General features: G+C 59.1%; 21 protein-coding genes and 1 pseudogene. 9 read left to right on the top strand and 13 right to left on the bottom strand.

All coding sequences use genetic code 11. The annotated features are described in order from the left end of the window. Window positions 1-3 precede the first annotated feature (3 nt). Window positions 4-1,077 (bottom strand): magnesium/cobalt transporter CorA, encoded by a 1,074-nt coding sequence (gene corA, locus FME68_RS01510; protein ID WP_070512755.1) that lies wholly within the window; start codon window positions 1,075-1,077, stop codon window positions 4-6. A gap of 83 nt (window positions 1,078-1,160) precedes the next feature. Here corA and FME68_RS01505 point away from each other — a divergent pair, with 83 nt between their 5' ends. Beyond that, entirely contained in the window at window positions 1,161-1,763 is a 603-nt protein-coding gene (locus FME68_RS01505; protein ID WP_158395512.1) for a class I SAM-dependent methyltransferase, read from the top strand. Here the strand turns inward: FME68_RS01505 and thiD are convergent. Together thiD and FME68_RS01495 are read right to left on the bottom strand one after the other, a co-directional pair. After that, window positions 1,760-2,596, bottom strand: a complete 837-nt coding sequence (thiD, locus tag FME68_RS01500; protein ID WP_328287676.1) for a bifunctional hydroxymethylpyrimidine kinase/phosphomethylpyrimidine kinase — start codon at window positions 2,594-2,596, stop codon at window positions 1,760-1,762. The two genes, FME68_RS01505 and thiD, sit on opposite strands and share 4 nt — an antisense overlap. Before the next feature lie 97 nt (window positions 2,597-2,693). Then, a complete protein-coding gene (locus tag FME68_RS01495) occupies window positions 2,694-4,037 on the bottom strand; it encodes an NAD(P)/FAD-dependent oxidoreductase (RefSeq protein ID WP_049154653.1) in 1,344 nt (447 codons plus the stop codon). 186 nt (window positions 4,038-4,223) lie between these two features. On the opposite strand from FME68_RS01495, the gene FME68_RS01490 reads away from it, so the two are divergent. The 6 genes from FME68_RS01490 (at window position 4,224) to FME68_RS01465 (ending at window position 11,015) form a co-directional block, all read left to right on the top strand. After that, complete coding sequence (locus FME68_RS01490) at window positions 4,224-5,516, top strand: class I SAM-dependent methyltransferase (RefSeq protein ID WP_328287675.1); 1,293 nt, start codon at window positions 4,224-4,226, stop codon at window positions 5,514-5,516. Window positions 5,517-5,572: 56 nt separating this feature from the next. Beyond that, a complete protein-coding gene (locus FME68_RS01485; RefSeq protein ID WP_158395510.1) occupies window positions 5,573-6,295 on the top strand; it encodes a glycerophosphodiester phosphodiesterase in 723 nt (240 codons plus the stop codon). A 234-nt stretch (window positions 6,296-6,529) separates the two neighbouring features. Next, window positions 6,530-7,504: a carbohydrate ABC transporter permease gene (locus FME68_RS01480; RefSeq protein ID WP_046649375.1), complete on the top strand. Its 975-nt coding sequence runs from the start codon at window positions 6,530-6,532 to the stop codon at window positions 7,502-7,504. After that, the gene (locus FME68_RS01475) at window positions 7,505-8,476 is read left to right on the top strand and encodes a carbohydrate ABC transporter permease (RefSeq protein WP_070681336.1); all 972 of its coding nucleotides are present in this window, start codon (window positions 7,505-7,507) and stop codon (window positions 8,474-8,476) included. A gap of 71 nt (window positions 8,477-8,547) precedes the next feature. Further along, window positions 8,548-9,858, top strand: a complete 1,311-nt coding sequence (locus FME68_RS01470) for an ABC transporter substrate-binding protein (protein ID WP_158395508.1) — start codon at window positions 8,548-8,550, stop codon at window positions 9,856-9,858. A gap of 26 nt (window positions 9,859-9,884) precedes the next feature. Next, window positions 9,885-11,015 carry an ABC transporter ATP-binding protein gene (locus FME68_RS01465; RefSeq protein ID WP_158395505.1) on the top strand — a complete coding sequence of 377 codons (1,131 nt, stop codon included), beginning with the start codon at window positions 9,885-9,887 and terminating at the stop codon, window positions 11,013-11,015. A gap of 70 nt (window positions 11,016-11,085) precedes the next feature. Here the strand turns inward: FME68_RS01465 and FME68_RS01460 are convergent, their stop codons facing one another. Beyond that, window positions 11,086-14,007: an FAD-binding and (Fe-S)-binding domain-containing protein gene (locus tag FME68_RS01460; RefSeq protein WP_158395503.1), complete on the bottom strand. Its 2,922-nt coding sequence runs from the start codon at window positions 14,005-14,007 to the stop codon at window positions 11,086-11,088. 109 nt (window positions 14,008-14,116) lie between these two features. Here FME68_RS01460 and FME68_RS01455 point away from each other — a divergent pair, with 109 nt between their 5' ends. Continuing rightward, window positions 14,117-15,094, top strand: coding sequence for a bile acid:sodium symporter family protein (locus tag FME68_RS01455; RefSeq protein ID WP_158395501.1), 978 nt, complete (start codon window positions 14,117-14,119; stop codon window positions 15,092-15,094). A gap of 262 nt (window positions 15,095-15,356) precedes the next feature. On the opposite strand, the gene FME68_RS01450 is transcribed toward FME68_RS01455, so the two are convergent. The 3 genes from FME68_RS01450 to FME68_RS13140 all read right to left on the bottom strand — a co-directional run bounded on the left by FME68_RS01450 (window position 15,357) and on the right by FME68_RS13140 (window position 18,603). Beyond that, entirely contained in the window at window positions 15,357-16,724 is a 1,368-nt protein-coding gene (locus tag FME68_RS01450) for an MFS transporter (protein ID WP_158395498.1), read from the bottom strand. Window positions 16,725-17,541: 817 nt separating this feature from the next. Further along, window positions 17,542-18,240 (bottom strand): YceI family protein, encoded by a 699-nt coding sequence (locus FME68_RS01445; RefSeq protein WP_158395496.1) that lies wholly within the window; start codon window positions 18,238-18,240, stop codon window positions 17,542-17,544. 3 nt (window positions 18,241-18,243) lie between these two features. Continuing rightward, complete coding sequence (locus FME68_RS13140; protein WP_046649171.1) at window positions 18,244-18,603, bottom strand: hypothetical protein; 360 nt, start codon at window positions 18,601-18,603, stop codon at window positions 18,244-18,246. A 131-nt stretch (window positions 18,604-18,734) separates the two neighbouring features. Here FME68_RS13140 and FME68_RS01440 point away from each other — a divergent pair, with 131 nt between their 5' ends. Next, window positions 18,735-19,118, top strand: coding sequence for an RNA polymerase-binding protein RbpA (locus FME68_RS01440; protein WP_158395494.1), 384 nt, complete (start codon window positions 18,735-18,737; stop codon window positions 19,116-19,118). 103 nt (window positions 19,119-19,221) lie between these two features. On the opposite strand, the gene musI is transcribed toward FME68_RS01440, so the two are convergent. The 6 genes and pseudogenes from musI to FME68_RS01410 all read right to left on the bottom strand — a co-directional run bounded on the left by musI (window position 19,222) and on the right by FME68_RS01410 (window position 25,886). Further along, window positions 19,222-19,863 carry an ABC transport system MusEFGK2I component MusI gene (gene musI, locus FME68_RS01435; RefSeq protein WP_071410129.1) on the bottom strand — a complete coding sequence of 214 codons (642 nt, stop codon included), beginning with the start codon at window positions 19,861-19,863 and terminating at the stop codon, window positions 19,222-19,224. 24 nt (window positions 19,864-19,887) lie between these two features. Next, the gene (locus FME68_RS01430) at window positions 19,888-20,802 is read right to left on the bottom strand and encodes a carbohydrate ABC transporter permease (protein ID WP_049154663.1); all 915 of its coding nucleotides are present in this window, start codon (window positions 20,800-20,802) and stop codon (window positions 19,888-19,890) included. Between the two features lie 3 nt (window positions 20,803-20,805). After that, window positions 20,806-21,651: a carbohydrate ABC transporter permease gene (locus FME68_RS01425; RefSeq protein ID WP_144013207.1), complete on the bottom strand. Its 846-nt coding sequence runs from the start codon at window positions 21,649-21,651 to the stop codon at window positions 20,806-20,808. A gap of 80 nt (window positions 21,652-21,731) precedes the next feature. Continuing rightward, window positions 21,732-23,063, bottom strand: a complete 1,332-nt coding sequence (locus FME68_RS01420) for an ABC transporter substrate-binding protein (RefSeq protein ID WP_070517788.1) — start codon at window positions 23,061-23,063, stop codon at window positions 21,732-21,734. Between the two features lie 364 nt (window positions 23,064-23,427). Then, a pseudogene (locus FME68_RS01415) lies at window positions 23,428-24,671 on the bottom strand (DUF4032 domain-containing protein). Between the two features lie 84 nt (window positions 24,672-24,755). Next, window positions 24,756-25,886, bottom strand: a complete 1,131-nt coding sequence (locus tag FME68_RS01410) for an ABC transporter ATP-binding protein (protein WP_049157728.1) — start codon at window positions 25,884-25,886, stop codon at window positions 24,756-24,758. Window positions 25,887-25,892: the final 6 nt, after the last annotated feature.

The following is a 25,892-nucleotide window of genomic DNA, read 5'->3' as shown; positions in this document are numbered from 1 at the left end:
TCCCTACAACCAGTTGTTGCGCCGGAACCACCACCACATTCCGGCCACCACCAAGATCATGAGGCCAATTGCCCCGTAATAGCCCCATGCGAAATGCAGCTCCGGCATGATGTCGAAGTTCATTCCATAGATACCTGCTACAAGTGTTGGCGCTGCCCACATGCCAACCACCGCGGAGATCGTGCGCATGTCGGAGTTCTGCTGCATGCTGATCTTGGCCACGGAGGCGTCGATAAGCGAGGTCAAGCGCTCATCGAACCCCGACACGTGGTCCTGGACCACCAGCTGGTGGTCGTTGACGTCGCGGATATAGGAGCGAATCGTCTTCGGAATGAGATCCTTGTGGTCCGCTACCATCGCCCGCAACGCTGGGGAAAGCGGCACGATCGCGTGCTTCATCTCCAAGATTTCGCGCTTGAACATGTAGATACGGTCGATGTTGGGCAGCGAATTCGGAGTGAAGATTTCTTCTTCTAATTCGTCGACCTCGATGGCGATGAGGCGGCAAATCTCCGAATAGCGGTCCACCATCATGTCCAGGATCTTCCACGCCAGCGAAATAGGACCCTGCTCGACGAGGTCTTGCTCATCCTGGATCACATAGGCGAGATTGGGCAGCTTGGCGGAGTGGCGCACCGTGATAATGAACGTGGCGCCAATGATCATCTGGATTTCACCAGTGGAGATGATTTGGCGCTTATCGGCGACCTCGTCGTGGTCGCGGTAGTTCACCGACCGTGCCACCACGAAGAGCTGGTCGTCGTAGCGCTCCAGCTTGGGACGCTGGTGCGCCTGGACGACGTCCTCGACGATGAGCTCGTGGATGCGGAATTCAGCCGCTACCTTCGTCATCTGAGATTCGAGCGGCTCGTGCAGGCCTACCCACACGAAGCCGCGGCCGTATTCTTCCACGGTTTGCAGCGCGCTGTGCGGGGTAAACTCACCGGGCAGCGCCTCGCCGTCGATGAACACTCGGCAGTGCTCAATGGCACGCTCGACAGGCACGGAAAAACTCGGCGTATTATTGTCCGAAGTGTTTTTCTTGCGTGGCTTGAATGGTGACGGTACAGATGGCATCGTGTCTCAGCCTCCTTCGCTTCGTATAGGCGTTTTATCAGAGCGGCTAAATCTTACACCTCTAAAGGCCTATACTCGTTGTCATGCCTACCTGGAAAGAAGTTACTGCTGCGAACCCCGCCCATTCCCACAACTTTGCACGGAAATGGAAGACGCTTCGCGCCCAGGGCAAGGATATCGACGGGGAAGCCCGGCTTATCGACGCCATGAGTGAACGCCACTCCCGCGTCCTCGACGCCGGCTGCGGTTCCGGACGGCTCGGCGGCGAGTTGGCCAAGCGCGGGCATACCGTAGTGGGCGTGGACGTCGACCCGATTTTGATTGAGCACGCGGTGAATGATTATCCGGAGGCCCGCTGGGAGGTAGGTGACCTTTCGGAAGAGGAAATCCCGGAGGGCAACTTCGACATCGCCGTGGCTGCGGGCAACGTCATGACTTTTATCGCCAACGAAGGGCGCGAGGCGGCCCTGCGCAACGTGTTTAACGCGCTTCGCCCCGGCGGCCGCTTCGTCGTCGGTTTCGGCGAGGGCCGCGGCTGGGGTTTCGAGGAGTTCCTCGAACTGGCCCGCGTGGTGGGCTACCGAGTGGACTTCATTTTCTCCTCGTGGGACATGAAGGTCTTTAAGGAGAACTCCACCTTCATGGTGGCCGTGTTGACTCGTCCTGGCGCGGATCTGCTGGGCTAGCTTTGTGCCTCCGCGGCTAGGCGCCGGAGCCGGTGGCCGTGGTCAACGGGCCCGTGCCCGTGTCCGACGTGAAGCGCATCGGCATGTTTAATCGCCTCGTGGAGCCACTCGGTGGCCCATACCAGTGCCTCGTCGAGGGATTCGCCCGCGCCTAAACGCGCCGCTAGGGCTGAGGACAGGGAACAGCCGGTGCCGTGCGTGTTCTTTGTATCAATCCGCGGGCAGGGCACGCGCGTGATATCGCCGGAGGGACTTACGGTCGCGTTATCGGCCTGGGCACCATCGAGGTGACCGCCCTTGACTACGACCCACGTGTCGTTTTCGTGGGCCCATTTAGTTGCGACAGAGAGAGCATCATCAAAGGTGCGCGGCTCTGCTACTCCAGCGAGGACCGCTAGCTCAGGTAGGTTCGGCGTGACCACGGTCGCGCGGCGCGCCAGCTCCCGTACGGCGCGCTCCGCTTCCGGCTCGAGCAGGCGGTCACCGCTGGAGGCGACCATGACCGGATCACAGACAACCGGCACTCCCGCGGGGAGGGAAGCGATGAAGTCGCTCACCGTTTCGGTGATAGCGACGGATCCCAGCATGCCGATCTTGACGGCGTCGATAGTCACGTCGTCCTTGACGCTTGCCAGCTGCTCACGCAGAAAATCCACCGGTGGGGTGTGGATAGCCCGCACGCCCTGCGTATTCTGCGCAACCAGGGCGGTCACCACGGCCATTCCATAGGCCCCAGCGGCCTCGAAGGACTTGAGGTCGGCGTGAATACCAGCGCCGCCCGTCGGATCGGTGCCGGCGATGCTGAGGACACGGGGCAGCGCAGGTTGGCTCACGGTTTCTCCTTAAGCTTGGCTATTCTTTCGTCCACCGTACATGGCAAAAGAAAAAGGAGAGAGGAAATTTCCTCTCTCCTTTTAAGACGCGTAAGACCTAGTGGAGGTCGCGGTCAATCACGTTGCGAGCAACGCGCTGCTGCTGGGTGATTTCCAGGTTACCGCGGTCGCGCGAGAAGGCGTTGAGCAGCCAGTGCAGCGCCACGAGGGTACGGCTGCGGAAGCCAACGATGTAGAAGATGTGCAGTCCGAGCCAGGAAATCCAGGCCGGGAAGCCAGCGAACTCGGTCTTGCCCAGCTTGACCACTGCGTTGAAGCGGGAAATGACGGCCATGGAGCCCTTGTCGAAGTACTCAAACGGCTCGGCCTCGTTAGCGGTGGACTCCTCATCAATCTTGGCCTCGATGAGCTTGCCCACGTGGTTGCCACCCTGGATGGCCACCTGGGCCACACCCGGAAGGCGGTTGAGGGAAATCATGTCGCCGACAATGTAGACGTTCTTGTACTCACCAACCGTGAGGTCCTCGTTTACGGAGACGCGACCGGCCCGGTCTGCCTCCACGCCTGCCTGGTCGGCAATAAGCTTGCCCAGCGGGGAAGCGGCGACACCTGCAGACCAGATCTTGGTCGCAGCCTCGATGGTGACCTCTTCCTCGGTCTTCATGTTCTTGTAGGTGACGGCGTCAGCGGTGACGTCGGTAACCATGGCGTTGAGGCGCACGTCAACGCCCAGCTTCTCCAGGGTGCGCTGAGCCTTGCGGCCGAGGCGCTTGCCAAACGGAGGAAGCACCTGCGGCGCACCATCCAGGAGGTAAATCTTGGCGGAGGAGGAACCAAAGTTGGAGTAGGTGCCAGCGAAGGTGCGCTGGGCCAGCTCCGCGATCTGGCCGGTGAGCTCAACGCCAGTCGGGCCGGCGCCGACGATGACGAAGGTCAGCAGCTTTTCACGCTTGGCAGGATCCTCTTCCAACTCAGCCTTCTCGAAGGCGGAGATGATGCGGGAGCGGATCTCGAGGGCGTCGTCAAGCGTCTTCATGCCCGGCGCGTGCTCGGCAAAGTGGTCGTTGCCGAAGTAGGACTGGCCAGCGCCGGCGGCGACGATGAGGGAGTCGTAGCCGTAGGTGCGAACAGCGCCGTCAAGTTCTGCGGAGACGGTCTGTTCCTTGATATTGATGTCAGTGACTTCGCCGTTGACGAAGTTGACGTTGTCCTGATGGCGCAGGAGCTGACGCGTGGACGGGGCGATTTCGCCGGCGGAAATGACGCCGGTGGCTACCTGGTAGAGCATCGGCTGGAAGAGGTGGTGGTTCTTCTTGTCGATGAGGGTGATCTCAACATCCGCGTTCTTGAGCTTCTTAACGGCGTTGATGCCGCCGAAGCCGGCACCGATAACAACGACGTGGTGGCGGCCGTTACTAGGACGGTGGGGAGTTTGCGCCATGGTGATTGAATACCTTCCTGAAGAAAGCTTGATTATTTTACCCGAGTCAGTCTAAACCTTTCTAGCGGTACATGCATACTTTATGGGTTATTAACTGGCTTTTTGGGCCGCGCCTCCACCTCTTCGTGGCCCGCTCGTTTTAGTCTAAGAAAATACGTGTGTGCGATGAGGAAGGCTGGCTAGAGCGTGTATTCCCACTTGGCATCGATTGACGCTGCGACGTGGCCCGGCGTAGCAACCGTGCCCTCACCGCGTTTGCTGCGCTTTACGGGCGGCCGGACTGAAGCGGAGTTTGCGCAGGCCTGCGCCAAAGCAGGGGTGGAGCTGGAAGGCGAGGAGCCGGATCTGGCTGTGCTTCACGACGCCCTCTTTTCCCGCATCGCCGACTCGGGCTGGCTGGGCCTGGCTGAGTCTTATATGGCAGGGGAGTGGACGACGCCCGATTCCGATCGCTTGGTCAAGGTTCTCCTGCGGCTGTTGGGGGTGGGGTATCGGCCGAAAGCGAAGGAACTGGCGGTCGAGGCGTCGAGCCCCGGCGAGCTGCCCCTCGACGTGGTGAAGCTGTACGCGGGTGACTCCTTGAGCCATTCGGGCGGAATTTTCGCTAGCGGCGTTCCCACCACGGTGCGCGAGGCGGTCCGCAGCTATAGCGCGCGGGTGGGGAGCAAGGAACCCAAGGAGCACTTCGTCGATGTGACGAGCGTGACCGAGCCGACGCATACGGACCGCGAGGACTTGGGTGATGCACAGCGCCGCGCTGCACAGTGGCTTCTCGATGCCACCCGCACGGGCGCCGGCACACATCTTCTGGTGTACCCGGCGACTGGTCTGCAGGTAGCAGTACAAGCCGTAGCCCGGCGCGCCACAGTTGACGTCCTTACAGGCGACACAGAGCAGCAGGCGCTGTTCGACGAACAACTGCTTCTCGAAGGCGCCGCCGACTCTGTCCATGTGCAGGGCATCGAAACGGCGTTGCCCAATCCGAAGAAGTGGCGCGGGCGCTATGACGCGATTGTCAGCGTAGAGAAGTTAGAGACGCTATCGCCCCCCGAGCGCCGCCGCTACGTGCAGATGCTGGATCGCTCGCTGGTCAGCGGTGGGCGTGTGGCTGTGGCCTCGTTGTTCGCCACCGACGCGTTGACCCCGGCCGCTCGGTCCGCGATTCAGGTTTTGCGCGCCTATATTTGGCCCGGATTGGACTATCCGACGATCGAGGAGACACACCGACTCTTCGATAGGCGTTCCAACCTGCGCATCATCGCTCAGACCCACACCGGAAGCCACTACCTGGAAACGCTTCGCTACCAGCGCAGTTTCTTCGATGGGCGGCACCGCGAAGCTGCGGCAGCGGGCTTCGACCAGGTTTTCCGCCGCCTCTGGACTTTCCAGTTTGCGCTCCGTGAGGCGCTGCTCACCTTAGGAATGCTGGATGCCGTGCACGTGGTGGCGACGCACCGCAACCGCGGGGGCCGCCGTTAGCGGTCTACACTGGGCGGCGCCAAAAGCACAACCACTTTGCGGCCCGGAGGAAAAACATGGCAGACCGCACAGGAATTATCGCGCACCGAGGATATAACGGGTGGTTCCCGGAGAACACGTATCGTGCCTTCAAGGAGGCTCTCAAGCTTGATGTGGCCGGTGTGGAGTGCGACGTCAACCTGACCAAGGACGGGGAGGTAGTGGTTATCCACGACCAGACTGTGGACAGGACGTCGGATGGCACCGGCTCTGTCGGTGACATGACGTTGGAGGAGCTGCGCACACTCAACTTTGGTACCCACGAGGAGCCCCAACGCATCCTGCTTCTCGACGAACTTGTGGACCTCATCGAGTCATACCCCGGAAAGCAGCTGCTTATCGAGACGAAGCACCCGTCTCCTTTCGGGGCGCGACTCGAAGAGTCGGTGGCCGAAGTCCTGCGCAACCGACATCTCGATGCCGATCCACGGTTCAGCCTGATTTCCTTTAACCCTGAAGCAATTGCGCGATTCCGAAACCTATTGCCATCCCTGCGATCCTTTCTTCTTCTGGAACCGGATGCGGGGCTACCAGATTCTCTCGAGGACGCTTCGGGCTTCGGGCCTTCCATTCGCCAGGCGCGGTTGGACGCTGACTTCTTTGCAGGCGTCGACAGTCAGTCCTACGTATGGACGGTGAATTTACCGAAGGACATGGAGTGGTGCCTTAACAACGGGGTAGAGCTCATGGCAACGGACTTGCCAGAGCTAGCACTCGACGTTGTGCGCCCAGCGAGTTAGCGCCCAACTACGCCCGTAGCCGTAGTGTTCATGCCCGAAAAGGTCTAGCTGGAAAGATGGTGGCGCTTTCTTGCCCGGGAGTTTCTATGGAGTTCTTTCTCCCGTGCTTTGTGTGACGTTCCCCACGCACAGGGAGCGCTTTTGGGGGCTAGGCCCCTGGAATTTTCTTTTTGTTTATTCAATCAAAACGTTGAGTAAACCTTCTGTTTACCGCCTTGGTCTAGTTTCTTCTGCATGGCAAAAACCATCCCCGCGAGCGGGCGAACGGCTGCGATCCCTCCTGTCAACGAGAAGCCGATCGTCTCCGAGGAGTACGCGCGCCACCCACGCAAGCGAAAGCTTGACTGGCGCCAGATCGGCCTAGCGGCATTGCTGATTGGCCCGAACCTTCTCCTTCTCATTCTTTTCACCTATCGACCACTGGTCGATAACATCCGCATCTCTTTCTTTAACTGGAATATTTCATCGCCGACGATGACTTTCGTCGGCCTGCAGAACTACATCGACTGGTTCCAGGCGCCAGATACTGGACGCGTGGTGTTCAACACTGTCGTCTTCACCTTCTTCGCGGTGGTCGGTTCGATGGTTCTGGGGCTAGCGCTGGCATTGCTTCTGGATCAGAAACTGTTTGGCCGTGCGGCTGTGCGTTCAATGGTTTTCGCGCCCTATGTCATCGCTGGCGCGGCGATTGGCGTTGCCTTTCAGTTCGTCTTCGATCCTAACTACGGGCTCATTCAATACTTTTTGGGTCTTATCGGGGTCGATGTGCCGAACTTCTACCAGCAGCAGAACTGGGCACTGTTCATGATTACGGTGACCTACGTGTGGAAGAACGTGGGCTACGTTTTCGTCATTTATCTTGCTGCCTTGCAGGGGCGCCGCCGCGATCTCGATGAGGCCTCTGAGATTGACGGCACCCCGGCCGTGCGACATTTCTTCCGCGTGGTCCTGCCACAGCTTCGCGGTACCACGTTTTTCCTGTTAATCACTGTGCTGCTCAATTCCTTCCAGGTCTTCGACATCATCAACGCGATGACCGGCGGTGGACCATTTGGTTACGGAACCTCAACGATGGTTTTCCAGGTGTACCAAGAGACGTTCATCAACAACCGTGCCGGCTATGGCGCTGCCGTGGCCACCATCATGTTCCTCGTCGTGCTTGTCATTACGGTGCTGCAGATCAAGTTGCAGGAAAGGATGGATAAGTAAATGTCCGAAAAACGCGCGATTCCGGCTTCCATCAAGGTAGGGCTCCCGCAAGCAAAAGGAGAGCTGCCACCGGTTCCTGGTTCGCAGTCCCTCGCAGCACCAGTCATCACCGAGACCCAGCGCAAGCGTAAAGGTGAGCCGGTTGATCACGGTCATCCAGCAACGAAGGTCGTCGGCTACATTGCCTTGGTATTGACAGTGCTGATGATTATGGTTCCGCTGTACTTCATCTTCATCACCAGCTTTAAGTCTTTCCAGGATGTGTATTCGGATCCGATTTCCTTCTGGCCTAATCCTTTTAAGGCAGAAAACTATTCCTATGTCTGGCAGACTTCTGGCTTTTCGAGCTACCTGAGAAACTCCATCATCATCACGCTGATTCTCACGGTGGTGGAGGTAGTCCTCGGAGTGCTGACTGCCTATGCCTTCGCATTCATTCGCTTCCCCGGCCGGAATCTGCTGTTCTTGCTCATCATCGCCTCGTTGATGGTGCCCAACCAGATCACCATTATTTCCAATTACTCGCTGGTTGCGTCATGGGGTTGGAGAGACACCTACGCTGGAGTCATCATCCCGTTGGCGGGCGTGGCGTTCGGTGCCTTCCTCATGCGCAATCACTTCCAATCATTGCCGCCGGAGATTCTCGAGGCCGCGCGCATGGACGGGGCAGGATTCTTCACAACCTTGTTCCGAGTGGTCCTGCCCATGTCGTGGCCAACGCTGTCCGCGTTCGTCCTGATCACCGTGGTCAATGAGTGGAACCAATACCTGTGGCCTTTCCTGATTACGGATACACCGGCTGCAGCCACCCTTCCGGTGGGCCTGACCCGCTTGCAGGATGCGGAAGGCGTGACCAACTGGGCGCCGGTGATGGCCGGCACAGTGCTGACAACCCTGCCCATGATCATCATCTTCCTCATACTCCAGAAGCCGATGATTAAGGGCCTGACTGCTGGAGCAGTCAAGGGCTAGCCTGCCTGCTATCCCGACGCCCAACTCGAACAAGTCCCCTGAACTCTTCACTTCTCAAGGAGAACCTCCCCATGTCTCGTAAGATTTCTACTCGCATTGTTGCCGCTTGCGCGGCACTTCTCACAACTATGTCCTTGACCGCCTGTGCAGGTGGTTCGACCACCGCAGGGAACGACTCAAAGGACGGCGGAGACGCCAACACCATCACCTTCTGGTCCAACCACCCGGGTTCTTCCCGTGACATAGAGCAAGAGCTCATTGATGAGTTCGAGAAGGAGAACCCAGATCTGAAGGTCGAACTGGTTACCGCAGGTTCCAACTACGAGGAAGTTGCACAGCGCTTCAACGCTGCCCTCGCAGGTGGCGACCTTCCCGACGTCCTCGTTGCTTCTGACGTCACGTGGTTCAACTTCGCGCTGAATGAGGCCACGACGCCGCTCGATGAGCTGTGGGAGATGAACGACATTGACTATGAGAGCTACGTCGACACCCTGCGCGAAGACTACAACTACAAGGACAAGCACTACGGCGTTCCGTACTCCCGATCCACGAACCTGATGTACTGGAACACCGATGACCTCAAGGCAGCTGGACTTCCTACCGACCGTGGCCCGAAGGACTGGGAAGAATTCGACGAGTGGGCCACCAAGATCAAGGACAAGCTCGACAAGCCGGCCGTCACCGTTCCGGATGGATCCAACTACCTCGACTGGTACTTCCAAGGCATGATTTGGGCCTTCGGTGGCTCTTACTCTGATGAGTGGGAACCGAACTTTACGTCGAAGGAGTCCATCGAGGCTGGCAAGTTCTTGCAGGACCAGGTCAAGGCCGGTCACATCGAAATCTCCACTGACCCGACCGTAGCCTTCGGCTCTGGCAAGGCCTCTGGACTGCTGGAGTCCACCGGTTCCCTGGGCGGGCTGAAGGAGACGGCGACGATTCCATTCATCACCACCTACCTGCCAGGTCCTGGTCCTTCGGCAGCCACCGGTGGTGCTGGTCTGGCAGTGCCGGCTGGAATCTCTGACGAGCGCAAGGTTAACGCGGTCAAGTTCATTGACTTCCTGACGAACACCGAGAACACGATCAAGTTCTCCCAGAAGACGGGCTACATGCCGGTGCGCAAGGACGCCCTGGATGATCCGGAGGAGAAGAAGTTCTTGGAGGAGAACCCGAACGCCCAGACGGCAATCGAGCAGCTCAACGAGAACACCAAGCCGCAGGATTACGCTCGTGTCTTCGTGCCGGGCGGCGGACAGCGCATCGGTGGCGTTCTTGACCGCATCACTGTGGGCAATGAGGATGTGGAGTCCGCATTCGGCGACCTGCAGAAGGAGACGCAGAGCGTTATCGACCGCGACATCACCCCGAAGCTCAAGTAACACTTCGGATCGTTTGAAAGGACACCATGGCTACTGTTGAATTCCGTCAGGCTTCCAGGATTTATGACCCGAAGAAGCCACCGGCGGTCAGCCGCATTAACCTCGATATCAAGGACGGCGAGTTTCTCGTACTCGTCGGACCGTCTGGTTGCGGCAAGTCCACGACATTGCGCATGCTTGCTGGCCTTGAGCCAATCGACGAAGGCCAGATCTTCATCGACGGGGCCGACGTTACCGAGACCCGCTCGCGGGACCGCGATGTAGCCATGGTGTTCCAGTCCTATGCGCTGTACCCCAACATGACAGCACGTCAGAATATGGCGTTTGCATTGCAAAATGCCAAGGTGGATAAGGCAACCATCGAAGAGCGCGTGAGCTTCGCTGCGAAAATGCTGGAGCTGGAGGACCTTATCGATCGCAAGCCCTCCGCAATGTCGGGTGGCCAGCGCCAGCGTGTGGCCATGGGGCGGGCTATCGTGCGCCAGCCCAAAGTCTTTCTCATGGATGAGCCCCTCTCCAACCTGGATGCGAAGCTCCGCGTATCCACGCGTGCGCAGATCCTTCAACTGCAGCGCGAGCTCAACGCCACCACGGTCTATGTCACCCACGACCAAACTGAGGCAATGACCATGGGTGATCGCGTGTGTGTCCTCAAACAGGGCATTATTCAGCAAGTCGCCCCGCCTAAAACACTGTATGAGAACCCCGGTAACTCCTTCGTCGCGACGTTCATCGGTTCGCCGGCTATGACTCTCATCGACAACGTCCCCTTCGTTGACGGTCGCGTTGTCAGCGGCAAAGACCAGGCGCTGGACTACTACATGCCACAGGAACAGGCCGCGAAGGTGGGAGCGGATCACGTCCTCGTTGGTGTGCGCCCAGAGAACTGGGAAATCATCGGCGTCAACCAACGAGGTGAAGAGTATGGGATACCGGTTAGGGTCGATATTGTGGAGCACTTAGGCTCCGAGCTGTACGTTTATGGTGGCCGCGAAGAGTCGGCCAATGACGGGACCGTGGTCCGCGGTGACCGCATCACGGTGAAGGTGCCGCGCGGCATTGACGTGCACCAGGGCGACACGATCTACCTTCGCCCGATGAAGGGCGGGTGCGTGTTTTTCGCCCCGGACACCGAAATCAATTACGACTATCTCTAACCCGGCTCCACCACATCTGTTGCGCCGGTGGCAGAGCTCTCGCCGAGGAGTATTGCCACCGGCGCGTTGCTTATGGAGTGACGACCGGACGGGAGGCCCGCTCCAACAGCACTGCGATTGATTCATAGGTCCGCCCGGAGATCATCTCCAGGCCCATCTCGCAGGTGCGGTTATCGGAGACGAAGGCGTCGAAGTGCTCCGCGTCGAGAGAAGCGCGTTCTTCGCGCGTGGCGGACTCGACGAGCTCCGGGTGCAGCATGACGCGGTCACCGGCGGAGCCACAGCACATCGCGCCCTCCGGCACCTTCGCTGTGCCGCAGAGGTTCGCCAGGTCAACCAGGGCCTGGCTCATGCCCATGTGGTCAGTCGAGCAAGTTGGGTGGACTGCGATGGAGCCCATGTTTTTCACGATGGGCAGGTGCGGGGCGATTTCATCACGGAGCCATTCCACGACATCGAGGATGCGCAGATCCTCCCAAAGCTTGCGGTCGGCAGGGGAGATCACCTCAGGAACCGAATCGAGCAACCCGTGGGTGCAGCTGGCAGCATCAACCACGATGGGCAGCTGGCCATGCTCCGACCAGTGCCAGAGGTCGCGCACAATCTTTTGAGCTTGGTACTCAAACCCTTCCTTGTAGCCCTTGGAGGACCACGGTGTGCCACAGCAATCGCCGGCGACATCCTCGGGGATCCACACCGGCTGGCCAGCCCGGCGTCCGAGTTCCACGATGGCGCGCGGGAGGTCGACCGAATCCTTAGCCGCACCGGCTGGGCGGCCGAAGATGCGGTTGATGCAGGCAGGGAAGTAGAGCGCGCCAGCGCCCTCGCGCGGGGTTTCCGGCAGACGCGATGCGGCCTGCGGAAGCGGCCCCGGGACGGTGGGCAGCAAGTCGGGTGCTACCACGTTACGTGCCATGTTGGCGCCCAGCTCAAGGGGCTTGTGGGGAATCTTGTTGGCGGAGATGATGCCAGCGCGGGCAAGCTTTTCCACCAACTCCCAACGCTGTGCCGTCGTCAGTGCCACCTTCTCGCGGGCCGGGGTGGCCTGCTGGACGCGCAGCTGCTTCATCACTGCGCCGGTGTCGATGCTAATCGGGCAGGGGATAGAGCAGGTGCCGTCGGCGGCGCACATGTCGACGGCGTCGTACTGATACTCCTTCTGCAGCTGCGCCAAGACCTCCGAGCCTTCTTCCTGCCGGGCCATCTCGCGGCGCAGCACGATGCGCTGGCGCGGGGTCACCGTGGCGTGGCGGGAGGGGCAGACAGGCTCACAGAAACCGCATTCCACACACGGGTTGATCTCTTCCTCGACCTTGGGGAAAGACTTGAAGTTTCGCAGGTGGATGGTCCGGTCCCGGGTGAGCTTCACGTTCGGTGCCAGGATGCCCTTGGGATCAATCATGTTCTTGACCTCCCAGAACAGCTCGAAGGCCTCCGTGCCCCACTCGTGCTCCAGGAAGGGGGCCATGTTCACGCCGGTACCGTGCTCGGCCTTCATCGAGCCCTGGTACTTATCAATGACCAGCTCGGCTAAATCATCCAAGAACGCGGCATAGGATTCGCGCTCCTCCTCAACATCGAAGCGCGGGGTAAAGAAGAAGTGCAGGTTGCCAAAAGCAGCGTGACCCATAACCGATTCCGGGTAACCATACTTGGCCTGCAAGTCCAACAGGTCCGCTGCGGCTTCGCCAACCTGAGAAGGCGGGAAGCAGACATCCTCGGTGATGTACGCCGTGCCGTTCGGACGGTCCGCGCCCAGCAGGCCGTAGAGACCATTGCGTAGCTCCCACGCTCCGCGCATACCTTCTGCGGTGGTGAGGAATTCGAGGGGGCGCAGTAGTGGGGCGTCGGCAAGCACGGTGCGTAGGCGATCCATGGCCTTGTCCAAGTCTGCCTCGTCGCTGCCGCCGACCTCGACGAGGAGTGCTGCGGCGTCATCATCGAGGTTGCGCCAGGACTCGGGGGCGTGGGAGTAGTGCTCGGCCGAGCGGCGCATGACCGGGGCAACCAGAAGCTCGCAGGCTTCCGCGCCGGTCTCCATGATGGGGTGCACGTAGTTTGCGGCATCGCGGAGGTTGGGCAGCTCGACCCAGGTCGTGGCCTTCACGCGCGGAAGCTTCACCGTGCGGATGACGGATTCCGTGATGGCACCGAAGATGCCCTCGGAGCCGATGAGGAGGCGCTTGAGAATGTGCACGGGTTCGTCTTCATCGAGGAAGGCATCAATTCGCAGTCCATTGGTGTTGCGAATAGAGAACTTAGTGCGCAGGAACTTCACCATCTCGGTGTTGGCGCGCAGCTTATCGCGGAAGGCCAGCAGATCGGCGTGGAGCTTCGGCTCCTGCTTGCGGAAGGCCTCGTCCCCACGAGACGTATCCACGATGGTGCCAGAAGGCAAGACGAAGATCAGCTCTTCGATGCTGTGGTAGCTATCGCGTTCCAAGGAGCAGCGCATGCCGCCGGAGTTATCGGCCAGCACGCCACCGATGGTGCACACGGACGTGGATCCCGGGTCTGGCCCCAGCATGAAGCCATGGCGGGAGAGTACTGCTTGGGCATCGCCCAAGATGACGCCGGGGCGCGACCACAGCTTGCGGCCTTCCTCGCGCACTTCCATGCCGCCGAAGTGGGTTTTGACATCGACGAGGATGTCATCGCCCATGGCCTGGCCGTTCAGCGACGTTCCTGCTGCGCGGAAAGTCATGTGGCGATCGTGGGTATCGCAGTACTTCATGAGCGCAGCGAGGTCCGCTGCGTTGCGCGGGGAAACCACGATGTTCGGGATGGATCGGTAGGGACCGGCATCGGAGGAGAAGCGCACGAGGTCGCTGAGTCGGCCGTGCACGTTTTCTGCGCCGACGATGGCTTCCATGTCCGCAACCAGCTCGGCGGGGGAGCCGTGGCGGTAGCGCTCGGAAACGGCGTCGGCCTGGCTGGTAGCGCCGGCCGGGCGTGAGAAACGAGAGGAATCGGGGCTTAGTAGCTTGGACATATATCTAATCTATCGCTTGACAGTAAATCTCGACCAAACCGGGTACGTGAGGTTCATCATATGGGATACTCAATTCATATAGTGAGACACATTTTGGAAAGGAAACACTATGACGAACCCGCGCACAGAAGGGGAGACCGGCGAGAAACTCGCCGTCTACATATTCCCCATCGTTATTGTTGCCTGCGCCATTGTCGCCTTTTTGAGCCCCAGCACCTTCGATCCGGTGGGGCAGTACACCTCGCAATTGCTCATGGTCATCATGTTTTCCATGGGGCTTACCCTGACGATTCCGGACCTGGCCCTGGTGGCGAAGCGCCCATTGCCCATCTTTTTGGGCGTTATCTGTCAATTTGCCATCATGCCGACGAGCGCCGTGCTCGTGGCTAAACTGCTAGGGCTTTCCGACGCCGCCACCGTCGGCCTCATCCTTCTCGGGTCTGTGCCCGGCGGTACGGCCTCCAACGTGATGGCCTACCTGGCCAAGGGCGATGTGGCGCTGTCGGTGGCGATGACCTCGGTATCCACGCTGGTCTCGCCGATCATGACGCCGTTGCTCATGCTGTGGCTGGCGGGGCAAACCGCGGAGGTCGACGGCGCCGGCATGATGTGGTCGCTGGTTCAGACGGTGCTTATCCCCGTGGGCCTGGGACTTCTCTTGCGCGTTATTGCCAGCAAGGCGGTGGACAAGATTCTTCCGGCTTTGCCGTGGGTAGCCATCGCCGGCATTGGCGGTGTGGTCATGGCGGTGGTGTCGAAATCTCAGGATAAGTTGGTCACCGTTGGTCTCGTGGTCTTTATCGGCGTGGCTATCCAGAACCTCATCGGCTTCCTTTTTGGCTACTACTTAGCCAAGCTGGCGCGTGAGCGCGAGGCTGCGGCGCGAACTACGGCAATCGAGGTGGCAACGCAGAACTCTGGCCTTGCCTCCGCACTGGCGCTGCAATTCTTCACTCCGGAGGCGGCGCTGCCGGGCGTCGTGGCCGCGGTGTGGGCAAACGTCACTGGTGCACTCTTCTCCGCCATCGTGCGTCGCAAGCCCATCGACGACGCGGTGGAATCCGGTAAAACGGCCGTTTCTGTGTAGCAGGTTACCCATCCGGGCAACGAGCTCCGTATAGGTGGTTGGCACATGTTTGCCGGCCACCTGTTTTTTATTTGTGCATCCCTGGAAGTGCATTCATGCAGGTGGTCGTCGTCAAGCGCCCAGGCAGTGCTTTGCGACGACCAGCGAGTCTGTACTTCTAGGTCTGCACTTTTGGAAGTAACGGGGCACGGCGCGACAAAAATCTCCCCGCCCCTCGGTGAGCAGCACCGGGGGAGACGGGGAGATGCTTGTGTCTGAAAACCTAAACCTGGGAAAGCTCCTGGTCCTTCAGCTCCTGCATCATGAGGATAGCGATGAGGGAGATGAAGCAGACAAGGATGAGGTAATAGCCCACGTAGCTCACGTTAAAGGCGCTGACCAGCCACGTAGCGATGAACGGGGCCACGGCGGCACCTAGGATAGAGGAGACGTTGTACGCGATGCCGGAACCGGTGTAGCGGACGTTAGTGGGGAAGAGCTCTGGCAAGACAGCCGACATGGGGCCGAAGATGAGGCCCATGATGAACATGCCGACGAGCAAGAAGCCGAGGACCGAGTTGCGGTCAGCGTGTTCGATGCCGAGGAAGAAGGGGAAGCTGAAACCGAAGGCAATCATGATGAGTGAAGTCACGACCAAGATCGGCTTGCGGCCATACCTATCCGACAGCATGGAAGAAACAGGAATGCCGATGATGAACATGAAGATGGAGATCAGCTGGATCTCCAGGAATTCCAGGTAGGGGATTCCCAACCCCAGCCCCTGGGATTTATCGCCGATACCGTAGGAGAGAATCCAGGTGGTGACTAGGTAGAACAGCGTGTAGCAGGAGACCATGACGAAGGTACCGATGATCATCGGCTTCCAGGCAGTGCGGAAAGCCTCCACCATGGGGGTCTTGACCTTCTTGCCTTCGTCTACTGCCTGCTGGAAGACAGGGGTTTCCTCCAAGCGCAGGCGGACGTAGAGGCCAATGAGGACCATGACAGCGGAGGCGAGGAAGGGCAAGCGCCAGCCCCATTCCATGAAGGTGCCGGTCGTGTCGCCGCGGGAGTAATCCATGGTGGCAACCAGGGTCAGGAAGAAGCCATTGGCGAGCAAGAACCCGAAAGGTGCGCCGAACTGCGGCCACATGGCGGCGGAAGCGCGCTTGCCTTCCTCGGCGGTCTCGGAAGCCAGCAAAGCTGCACCGGACCATTCGCCGCCCAAGCCCAAACCCTGGCAGAAGCGCATCAGGGCCAACAGGGCCGGTGCGATAATGCCCGCGGTCTGGTACGTGGGGAGGACGCCGATGATGAAGGTAGCAATGCCCATCGTCAGGAGTGCACCCACGAGGGTGGCCTTGCGGCCGATGCGATCGCCAAAGTGTCCAAAGAGCACTGAGCCCAGTGGCCGGGCGATGAAAGCCAGGCCGAAGGTGGCAAAGGACTGGAGCAAAGCAACGGTGGGGTCCTCGGTCTTCGGGAAGAAGAGGAAAGGAAAGACGGCTACGGCTGCCGTGGCATAAATATAGAAGTCATAGAACTCAATGGTCGTGCCAATAGTCGATGCCACGGCCACACGCACGCGGTCACGTTTTGTGAGTTTTGGGGTTGCGCCCGGTGTCGGCGGCTTGGTTTTGACTGCGGTCATGTGGGAAGCGCCCTCCTTGATGATTTCAATAGATTGATTGGTTGTGCGGGAAACATTACCGTCCCATAGATTGAAATCCAACTCTCACCACATGATAAATTCGCGAAAACTAGGGAGGGGTTGACATGTTGTGGTGCTGTGGCCGTGACAATTGGGCGGGGAGGGTGCGCAAATACACTCTGACATAATGTACATTATCGGACAACAACCTATGCTGCGGGAAGATATGACTTAGCATCTCCCATCTCTGGGCTCGCATGGATCTACGCTCAGGCCTTGACGGCGCGACCCGTGCTGAGCCATGGGCGCCGGCGGAGTCATGCGTGCGTTGCGCGTACTCGACAGGCCTTTGATGCTTTGCTCCGAGTTGCCTGTCCCGTCCGCATCGCCGTTCCGAAAGTTCGAGCCTTCAGCTTATTTGGCGACTTCTTGGTTTGCCGCCTTCCGGGCGCTTTCCTGTGTGCCATGCGTTGCCTGAGGGTCGCTATGCGTGCGGGTGGGGATATTTGTGATGGCGCCTTTAGATCTGGGCTGATCTGCATCTCCCCAGCCGCCTTTGGAGCAACCCCTTTTAAGGCGCTATATAGTCACTGTTGCGTAATTGTGCTGCATTTAGGGAGCTCATCGGAAAGCTCTTTTAGCGCCGTTGGTAAGCCATCACCAGCTGCACGACGGTGAGAGCTACAAGCACTACAGAAAACGCTGCCAGAAGCTTCGTCCCCTGAAACCAGATGAAAATGCCGAACCCTGCGAGCACTACAAGACGCACCCACAGGACAGGAATAAGATACCGATAATTCATGACTAACCGTGCGCGCTACTTCTCGAGGGTAACGCGAACGTTAACGTCGCCGACCTCAGAGATCTTCGCGGCGATCATCTCCGGTGCCTCGACGCCGAAATCGAGGCGATTTATCGGAATATCGCCGCCCAAGATAATGGTGTCACCATCGCGGACCACCTGGAAGTCCTGCGTCACGCTCTTGGTCTCGCCGTGGATGGTCAGGTCACCAGTCAGCGGGACGGTGACCAGTGAGCCGTCGTCAGGCACGGCGGAGACATCTGCCGGCTCGGTCAACGTGAAGGTCGACTCTGGGTACTTTGTTACCTCAAAGAGCTTCGACTTCATGTTCTGATCGCGCACCTTCTTGTCCGTGGTCAGGCTCGCCATGTCCACGGTGATGCTGGCTTCCTCAACGACGCCGCCCTTGATGGTTGCCTGGCCTGTGACATGCTTGGTGGAGCCAGACGTCGTGCGCTTATCCGCCGGCAGGATTTCGTCGATGGTAAACCCGGCTGAGGTGTAGTTATAGGCCGAACCTTGCACCACGTGCCATTCGCCATCAACGTCCGTCGTTGCGGGATGGACCTTATCCGCGTTGATCGGCTCGGTTTTTACACCGCGACCCATGATCACCGAAAACGCTAGCGGCCCTAGGGCCAGTGCAGACGAGGCCAGAATCAGGACCACGAAGATACTGACAACCAGTTTGCGGTTACCTAATACGGATTTCATGTACTATCTCAATTCCTCAAGCTTACGAGCTAGTGCGACCAGTTCGGCACACAGCTGTTCCATCTCTTCAGCACTGGCGCTTTCCGACGCCGCCGTGGCCACGTCCTCGGCACAGCACCGGAGCTCAAAGAGACCGTCGCGGAGACGGTCCGCCTTGTCTGGAGTTAGGATGACAGCGTCCACGGGAATGGATGTCCCGACCACGTTGTGGCGCTGCTCGTATGCTCGTTGCTTGCACGAGGGCGAACAGAACTTGCGTGGCCTTCCCCGCCCGCCTTGTGCGATCTCTTTGCCGCACCACTGGCAGGTTGCCGTCCGGTGCCTCGAGGGCTTGCCGGGCTGCGGATCCTGTGTACCAATCACCTCACTCACCTTAGCCCATTAACCCGAGGGTGGGAACAAAGGCCGTGGGCCATTCGTTATAATGATAGAACTTTGGGTGATATAGGTCGACCCTGATCCCTTCCCTCAACGCTTGAAAAGGATGATGTTGCATGGCAGATCGCGTACTCCGTGGCAGCCGCATGGGCGCAGTGAGCTACGAAACCGACCGCGACCACGACTTGGCCCCGCGCCAGATGGTGAAATACCGCACCGAGGACGGCGACATCTACGAGGTGCCCTTCGCCGATGACGCGGAAATTCCCGAGGAGTGGATGTGCAAGAACGGTAAGCTCGGCACCCTTGTTGAGGGCGAGGGCGTTGAGTCCAAGCCGGCGAAGCCGCCGCGGACCCACTGGGATATGCTGCGCGAGCGCCGCTCCATTGAGGAGCTGGATGAACTGCTGACTGAACGCATCGAAAGCCTGCGTTCGCGTCGTCGGGCGGCAGCCCGCCTGCTCAAGGAGCAGAAGGAACAGGAAGAAAACGAAGGCTAAAAAGCCTGCCGCGCGCCGGTCCCACGGTCAAGGGGTAGTAGCTCCACGAAAGTGGAAGCCACTACCCTATTCGTCGTTTTGGGCCCTAAAGGCGAACGTCGCGCTAAGCACTGGCGCCTTCGTGCGGCGCTGAATTAAGTTCCGGCCACTGGAGAACCAGCTCGGCAAGATAGACCGCTAGGGCCGGGCCCAATACCGCGAGGAAGAACGCATAGCCTCCCCACTGCGCCGGGAAAAAGAGCGGGAACAGCACCAAGAGTGCCGCCGGAGATACCGCCACTAGAGTACGCGGTAGGTGCGCTACCGCCTTCGTCATGGCGCCCGTGCACCGCTGGCTAAAGCTCAGCCCCGGGGCATCGAGGTGGAAGAACCACACGCTGATGCAGCCCAGCACGAGGAGCCCAGAAACCAGCGCGGCACGCAGAACGACGCCCATTGTCCCGAAACCGGCCTTCGCGATGATGGCGAATTCATAGGCAGCTAAGGCGCCCAGTGCCAGGCAGATAAGCCACCAGGCGGTATTTGTTCCGGGGCGGGTCAAAAGGCCCCGAACGAAGGCCGCGCCGCGGCGTGAACCTTCTTCGCGGACCATCTGTCCGGTCACCGCGTGGGCGGTGCGCAGAGACATTCCCCCAGTCACCACGGGAAAGCACGTGATAACGAGGAGAACGTTGACGATGACAAGGTCAGCGAAAAGGCTCAGGGCGGCGTAGAACTTCGATTCGGGGCCGAGCAAGCGATTCATGGTTCTTTAACCTATCGCACTTGATTAGCCCTTCACGGCACCGGCAGCCACACCTTCGATGATGTGCTTCTGCGTGGAGAAGTAGAAGATGACGATGGGGATGATGGCAAGGACCAACATGGCCATCATGGCACCCATGTCGCGGTTACCGTTGGAGCCGACGAAGGACTGGATGACCACCGGGATGGTCTTGTACCGAGTCGACAGACCAATGACCAAGTACGGCAGCAGGTAGTCGTTCCAAACCCACATGGCGTTGAGAATGGCCACGGTAATGGCCGTCGGCTTGAGCATGGGCCAGACGACGCGGAAGTAGTTTTGTAGCGGACCGCAGCCGTCGATCATCGCGGCTTCCTCGACATCCAAGGGGATCGACTTGACGAAGCCCGCAAACATAAACACCGACAGACCAGAACCGAAACCGAGGTAGAGCACCACGATGCCGATCGGGTTGTTGAGGTGGAGCATGTCTGCAATCTTGACCGTCGGGAACATGACCATCTGGAACGGGATAATCATGGACACCACGAAGAGGTAGTACAGAAGGTTTGTCCACCACGTCTTGACGCGCGTGATGTAGTAGGCGGTCATCGCGGAGAAGAACACGATGACGATGACGGACAGAATCGTGATGACGAAAGACCACAGGGTGGCTTCCAAGAAGCCCTGCTTGGTCAAGCCCACCATGAAGTTCTCGAAGCCGACCCAGGTTTCACCGATGGGAAGAGAGAAAGGATCGGAGGAGATAGCGAACTTGGACTTAAAGGAGTTAATGAAGATGAAGAGGATCGGCCCAAGGAAGACGATGGTGAAGAACACCAAGATGGCGTAGACCACGAACTTGGCGCCGCCAGACATCCGGGTCTTATTGTCCGAGGGAAGCTGGTGATCCTTCTTCTTCGAGGCCGGGACGGCCTGCGCTGAAGTGCTGGTAGTCATGACTTATGCCTCGATTTCCTTGGAGCGGGTCGCGCGCAGCTGGAAGTACGCGATGACGACCACGACGACGACGAAGATGACGGCCTTGGCCTGACCCACGCCCTCGACGTTCATACGGTTGAACAGCGTGTTAACGATGTTGAGCGCGACCATCTCAGTTTGTCCGCCGGGCGCGCCGTTGGTGAGCGCAAGGTTCTGGTCGAAGAGCTTGAACGAGTTCGACAAAGTCAGGAAGAGGCAGATAGTGATGGACGGCATGACCATCGGGATGGTGACATGGCGAAGCATCTCCCACTTGTTGACGCCGTCGAGCTCGGCTGCCTCGATGAGCTCAGGTGGGACATTCTGTAAGCCAGCGATGTAAATAATCATCATGTAGCCGATGAGCTGCCAGTTAAGCAGCATGATGAGGCCGGCGTATCCGAACTTCCAGTCCGCGCTGATGGTCGTGGCATAGTGCGAGAGCACGGCGTTGATCATGGTCTGCCAGGTATAGCCCAGCACGATGCCGCCGATGAGGTTCGGCATAAAGAAGACCGTGCGGAAAAAATTGGTTCCGCGAAGTTTGCGGGTCAGCATCCACGCCAAGAGGAAGGCGAAGACGTTGACGGTGATCACAGAAACGATGACCACGAGGACGGTGAAACCGAAGGCCGAGATGAAACCTTCGCGTTGGGAGAAAGCTTTGACGTAGTTGTCGATGCCAACCCACTTGGCGTTGGTGATGGTGGTGAACTTCGTAAAAGAGAGGAAGAATCCCACGATGAACGGCACCAAGAAGGCAATCATGAATGCCAGAAGGGTGGGCAAGACAAAGACTGGGAAGTACTTCTTCAGCGTTGCTTGCATGGTGGTGAAACCTTAATTTCAAGTGGTGCCACACGCTTCCTAGCGGGAAGGCGTGTGGCGAGGGGGTGGGGACTTAAGGCCTAGCCCCAGTTGGATTCCTTCTCAGCAGCCCAGTTGTCCTTGAACTGCTTGACGACGTCCTCCCACTTCAGAGTGCCGGAGGCGTACTGCGACAGGGCCTGGCCGAAGTCATCCTTGAACTGCTGGGACGGGAAGTACTGGAAGTTCCACGGGTAGGTGGTCAGATCCTTGTTAGCAATAGCTTCCGCGACCTGCTCAGCGAGGGGATCATTCGGGGTGTCCTCGGCGGTGTAGCTTTCGAACGGTGCGATGAAGCCAAGGTCCTTAACCACGTGCTCCTTGCCAGTCTCGGAGGTAAACAACCAGTCCACGAAGTCCTTGGTGGCCTTCTGGTCGACCTCGGAGGCCTCAGAGTTCACACCCAGGTAGTTCTCGGTACCGACGTTGATGCCGTAGTTTTCTTCGTCCGGCAGGCCCATGTACATCGGCAGGAACTTGATCTTGTCTTCCTTGACCACGTTTCCGGAGGTCTCAGCGATCTGGGACCATGCCCAGTTACCGTTCTGGACCATGGCGGCCTTGCCCTGCGCAAACTCAGCCATGGAGTCAGACACGGTCTTGGAGGGGGCCAGGGTCTTCGCCACGGTGGAATTATCCAGGTAGAGGTCGAAGAGGTTCTTGAATTCCTTGTTGTAGGAGAAGTCGATTTCGTTGGTGTCCTCGACATTCTTGTCCTGGTACTCCTGCCAGATAGGAGCATTAGCCAGGTGAGTCTGCCAACGCCAGTCTTCGCCGGAAGTCAGCGAGGTGGAGGCGAAGGCGCCCTCGATGCCAAGCTCATCCTTCTTGGCCTGCATGTCCTCGGCGACTTCCTTGAGCTTCTGGTAGCTCTTGATTTCGTCGGTGGACTTGATCTTCGCGCCGGAGGTGGCGATGTACTTGTCGAAGATCTCGTCGTTGTAGATGATGCCGAAGCCCTCGACGGCGAATGGAACGCCACGCACCTCGCCATCTTCGGTGGTCAGCGGCGGAATATCGTCGGTGAGCTGCTTGGCTACCTCAGTATCCGACATATCTGCCATGTAATCCTGCCAGGTGATGAAGCCAGCGGGGCCGTTGACCTGGAAGAGGGTCGGGGCTTCGTCCTTGCCAATTTCTGCCTTGAGGGTCTGCTCATAGGAGCCGGAGGCGGCAGTGACGACCTTGACCTTGACGCCGGTCTCTTCAGTGTAGGCCTTTGCGATCTCCTGGTATGCGGCGTCCTGTTCGGGCTTGAAGTTCAGGAAGTAAACATCGCCTTCCTCGTCGGTAGAGCCGGAGCACGCGACGAGACTAGCGGCGGCGAGCATAGAAGCCATGCTGATGGATGCGATGCGAGTAAGACGCTTCATGAGGTCCTCATCTTTCTTGATGAAAAGCGGGATGATGAGCCGAGATGGATATCCGGCTCGTATTCGGTTGTGTCTGGGATGCCTTCCGCGACGAAGGATTCTTCCCAGCGCCACCAAGTGCTTCATAGCGGTTTACAATCCAACTATGAACTGGTTAGCCTGTCTCCTACCTTAGTGAGGTATTCCACATAATCAAAAGAAAACGGGCTTAAAGCGCCCGATTGTGACTATATCCATATTCGGACATGAAATCTTTCCCCATTTAAGGGGCAATCGGGCTTAAACCATACAAATCAATATAATAATCAGCTGAGAGCCGCGTTTTCGATCTGTGGTTTTGGAGGCCACTGGGGCACGCAGGCGGTTATGACAAGTCTCCGTTTGCGGGCTGTGTGTGGAGAAGCCGCGCCTCGTCTCGGCGGGCGGGCAGCACGGACTCAAGGTAGGATGCCGTCGCCTCCGGAAGGGACACGTCCTCTCCCCTCTCTTGGGCAAGGAACCAGCGGTGGTCCACGATTTCGTGAAAAATCTGCGCGGGTTCGAGCTTCTGCAACATCTCTACGGGGACAGCGGCGATGGTCGGCTCGTACTCTTGCGTCATCCACAGGTGCGCGGCCTGGGTAAGCCCCACGTGGGCCCACATTCGACGGCTTGGTAGGCCTGGATGGAACCCAAGAGGCGCTGGGCCTGGTGCTCCTCGACGCTTAATCCCGTCAAACTCAATAACTGCGCGCGGTAGTGGCCGGGATCGACCACCACTGGGCGAATCCGCACCACGTGTTTCGAATCGTCCTTCGTGACCTTGAGCTCGCCTACATCGAAACCCAGCTGATTGAGGCGGTCAATCCGCTCGGAGACGCGCCAATACTCGCTGGCGTCCACGGATTCTTCTGCGGTCAGTTCCGTCCACAGCTCGAGGTAAGAGCTCTCGACCAGGCTGCCTAGGGCGATGACATCGATGGAGGAATCCAAGCATTCTCCTGCTTGCAGGTCCATGAGTTCACCGATGATGTTGACGCGGGCGATGTCGACGTCGTAAAGCCTGCGCGACTCGGAGAGATTGGGCTGGAACTCCCCCGTTTCGGCGTCGACAAGATAGGCCGAATAGGTCTCGGCGTCCCGCCGGAATAGGGTGTTCGACAGCGATACATCGCCCCAATAGAAGTTCAGCAGATGCATGCGCACGAGCAGCACTGACAGGGCCCGGATTAGCTTTTCTGCCTCGACTACCGTGAGGTGTCGCGAGAAGATCTCGCGGTACGGTAGGGAAAACTCCAGGTGCTCAGTGACCAGCGCTGCGGTGAGCTCTCCGTAGCTCTCTTTGGCTGGGTGTCTGCCGGTAATCACGGCAACGGGGCGCACACTGGGTGCGCCAAGACGCTGCAGTTCGCGCAGCATCTTGTACTCGTGGTGGGCGGTGCGCGCGCCGATTTCTTTGACCGCGACGATGCCGCGGTTAATCCCCACGAAACGCACGATGTGCCGGGAAATACCCCTAGGCAGGGCCGCGATGAGTTCAGCGGGCCACTGTTCCAGGGGCGTATCCCACGGCAGCGTCAGAAGTGCCGACGCGTACGTCGAGGAGGTGATACTCATAGACTCTTTCACGTCGAGTCACTCCACCTTCGTAGCTGAATTAATCCTGGCTCTATGCCTATCCGTACTGCTTGGCTCGCAGTAGCCGGGCGCGGGCTACGGCAGGCGCTTTCCAGTCGAGGCTGAGAAGTTGTGCTGGCCGCCTTCGACGATGCGTGCATAGAAAACGCTGCCCGGGGCGGGTGCGGTGTTCGGTGCGGAACGAACGACGATTTGGCCGGATTCGGGGACATCCTCGCTCGAGGAGCCGAGGTCACCTTCGCCCACCAACTTGCCGTAGAGGAAGGAATCAGAGCCAAGTTCCTCTACGAAGTCGAGCTTGATGGGAATGGAGTGGTCGGTGGATTCGCCCTCCGGAATGATCTCTAGGGCCTCCGGGCGGAAACCGATGGTGATGCGATCATTGTCCTCCGGGGTCATGGCCGCGATGGTTTCCGGGGACAGCTTGATGCGGGCGTGCCCCGAGGTAGCGTCACCATCCTTGACCGTAAAGGTACCGAGGTTCATGGCTGGGGAACCGATGAAGCCGGCGACGAAGACGTTGGCTGGGCGGTCGTAGAGCTCGCGGGGTGCGCCGACCTGCTGTAGGTAGCCGTCCTTGAGTACCGCGATGCGGTCACCCATGGTCAGTGCCTCGGTTTGGTCGTGGGTGACGTAGACGGTGGTGACCCCGAGCTTGCGCTGCAAAGCCGCGATCTGGGTACGCGTCTGCACACGCAGCTTGGCGTCGAGGTTGGACAGTGGCTCATCCATGAGGAAGACCTGGGGATTACGAACGATGGCGCGGCCCATGGCTACGCGCTGGCGCTGACCACCGGACAGGGCCTTCGGCTTGCGCTCCAAGAATTCGGTCAGACCCAAGGTAGCGGCGGCTTCATCGACGCGCTTGTTGATCTCGTCCTGGGATTTGCCTGCGATCTTCAGCGCAAAACCCATGTTCTCGCGCACGGTCATGTGCGGGTAGAGAGCATAGTTCTGGAAGACCATAGCGATGTCTCGGTCACGCGGTGCGACGTGGGTGACGTCCTTGTCGCCGATGAAGATGGCGCCGTCCGTGACGTTTTCCAAGCCGGCCAGCATGCGCAGCGTAGTGGATTTACCACAGCCGGATGGGCCGACCAAGACGAGGAACTCGCCGTCAGCGATTTCCAGGTTGAACTTCTTGACGGTGGGTTCTGTAGCTCCCGGATAGGTTAGGGATGCATCTTTGAACGTTACGGTTGCCATAGCAAA

Source organism: Corynebacterium hiratae, assembly GCF_009708045.1.
Classification (GTDB): domain Bacteria; phylum Actinomycetota; class Actinomycetes; order Mycobacteriales; family Mycobacteriaceae; genus Corynebacterium; species Corynebacterium hiratae.
The sequence above is the reverse complement of the archived record's forward strand: the minus strand, read 5'-3'. Positions and strand labels throughout refer to the sequence as shown.

Excerpts from the sequence above, each read along its gene's own strand:
- FME68_RS01505 (WP_158395512.1), top strand. The coding sequence starts at position 1,161 with ATGCCTACCTGGAAAGAAGTTACTGCTGCGAACCCCGCCCATTCCCAC.
- FME68_RS01445 (WP_158395496.1), bottom strand. The coding sequence starts at position 18,240 with ATGAAATCCGTATTAGGTAACCGCAAACTGGTTGTCAGTATCTTCGTG.
- FME68_RS01430 (WP_049154663.1), bottom strand. The coding sequence starts at position 20,802 with ATGACTACCAGCACTTCAGCGCAGGCCGTCCCGGCCTCGAAGAAGAAG.
- FME68_RS01470 (WP_158395508.1), top strand. The coding sequence starts at position 8,548 with ATGTCTCGTAAGATTTCTACTCGCATTGTTGCCGCTTGCGCGGCACTT.
- FME68_RS01425 (WP_144013207.1), bottom strand. The coding sequence starts at position 21,651 with ATGCAAGCAACGCTGAAGAAGTACTTCCCAGTCTTTGTCTTGCCCACC.
- FME68_RS01480 (WP_046649375.1), top strand. The coding sequence starts at position 6,530 with ATGGCAAAAACCATCCCCGCGAGCGGGCGAACGGCTGCGATCCCTCCT.
- FME68_RS01450 (WP_158395498.1), bottom strand. The coding sequence starts at position 16,724 with ATGACCGCAGTCAAAACCAAGCCGCCGACACCGGGCGCAACCCCAAAA.
- FME68_RS01410 (WP_049157728.1), bottom strand. The coding sequence starts at position 25,886 with ATGGCAACCGTAACGTTCAAAGATGCATCCCTAACCTATCCGGGAGCT.
- corA (WP_070512755.1), bottom strand. The coding sequence starts at position 1,077 with ATGCCATCTGTACCGTCACCATTCAAGCCACGCAAGAAAAACACTTCG.
- FME68_RS01475 (WP_070681336.1), top strand. The coding sequence starts at position 7,505 with ATGTCCGAAAAACGCGCGATTCCGGCTTCCATCAAGGTAGGGCTCCCG.
- musI (WP_071410129.1), bottom strand. The coding sequence starts at position 19,863 with ATGAATCGCTTGCTCGGCCCCGAATCGAAGTTCTACGCCGCCCTGAGC.
- FME68_RS01485 (WP_158395510.1), top strand. The coding sequence starts at position 5,573 with ATGGCAGACCGCACAGGAATTATCGCGCACCGAGGATATAACGGGTGG.
- FME68_RS01455 (WP_158395501.1), top strand. The coding sequence starts at position 14,117 with ATGACGAACCCGCGCACAGAAGGGGAGACCGGCGAGAAACTCGCCGTC.
- FME68_RS01465 (WP_158395505.1), top strand. The coding sequence starts at position 9,885 with ATGGCTACTGTTGAATTCCGTCAGGCTTCCAGGATTTATGACCCGAAG.
- FME68_RS01495 (WP_049154653.1), bottom strand. The coding sequence starts at position 4,037 with ATGGCGCAAACTCCCCACCGTCCTAGTAACGGCCGCCACCACGTCGTT.
- FME68_RS01420 (WP_070517788.1), bottom strand. The coding sequence starts at position 23,063 with ATGAAGCGTCTTACTCGCATCGCATCCATCAGCATGGCTTCTATGCTC.
- FME68_RS01440 (WP_158395494.1), top strand. The coding sequence starts at position 18,735 with ATGGCAGATCGCGTACTCCGTGGCAGCCGCATGGGCGCAGTGAGCTAC.
- FME68_RS01460 (WP_158395503.1), bottom strand. The coding sequence starts at position 14,007 with ATGTCCAAGCTACTAAGCCCCGATTCCTCTCGTTTCTCACGCCCGGCC.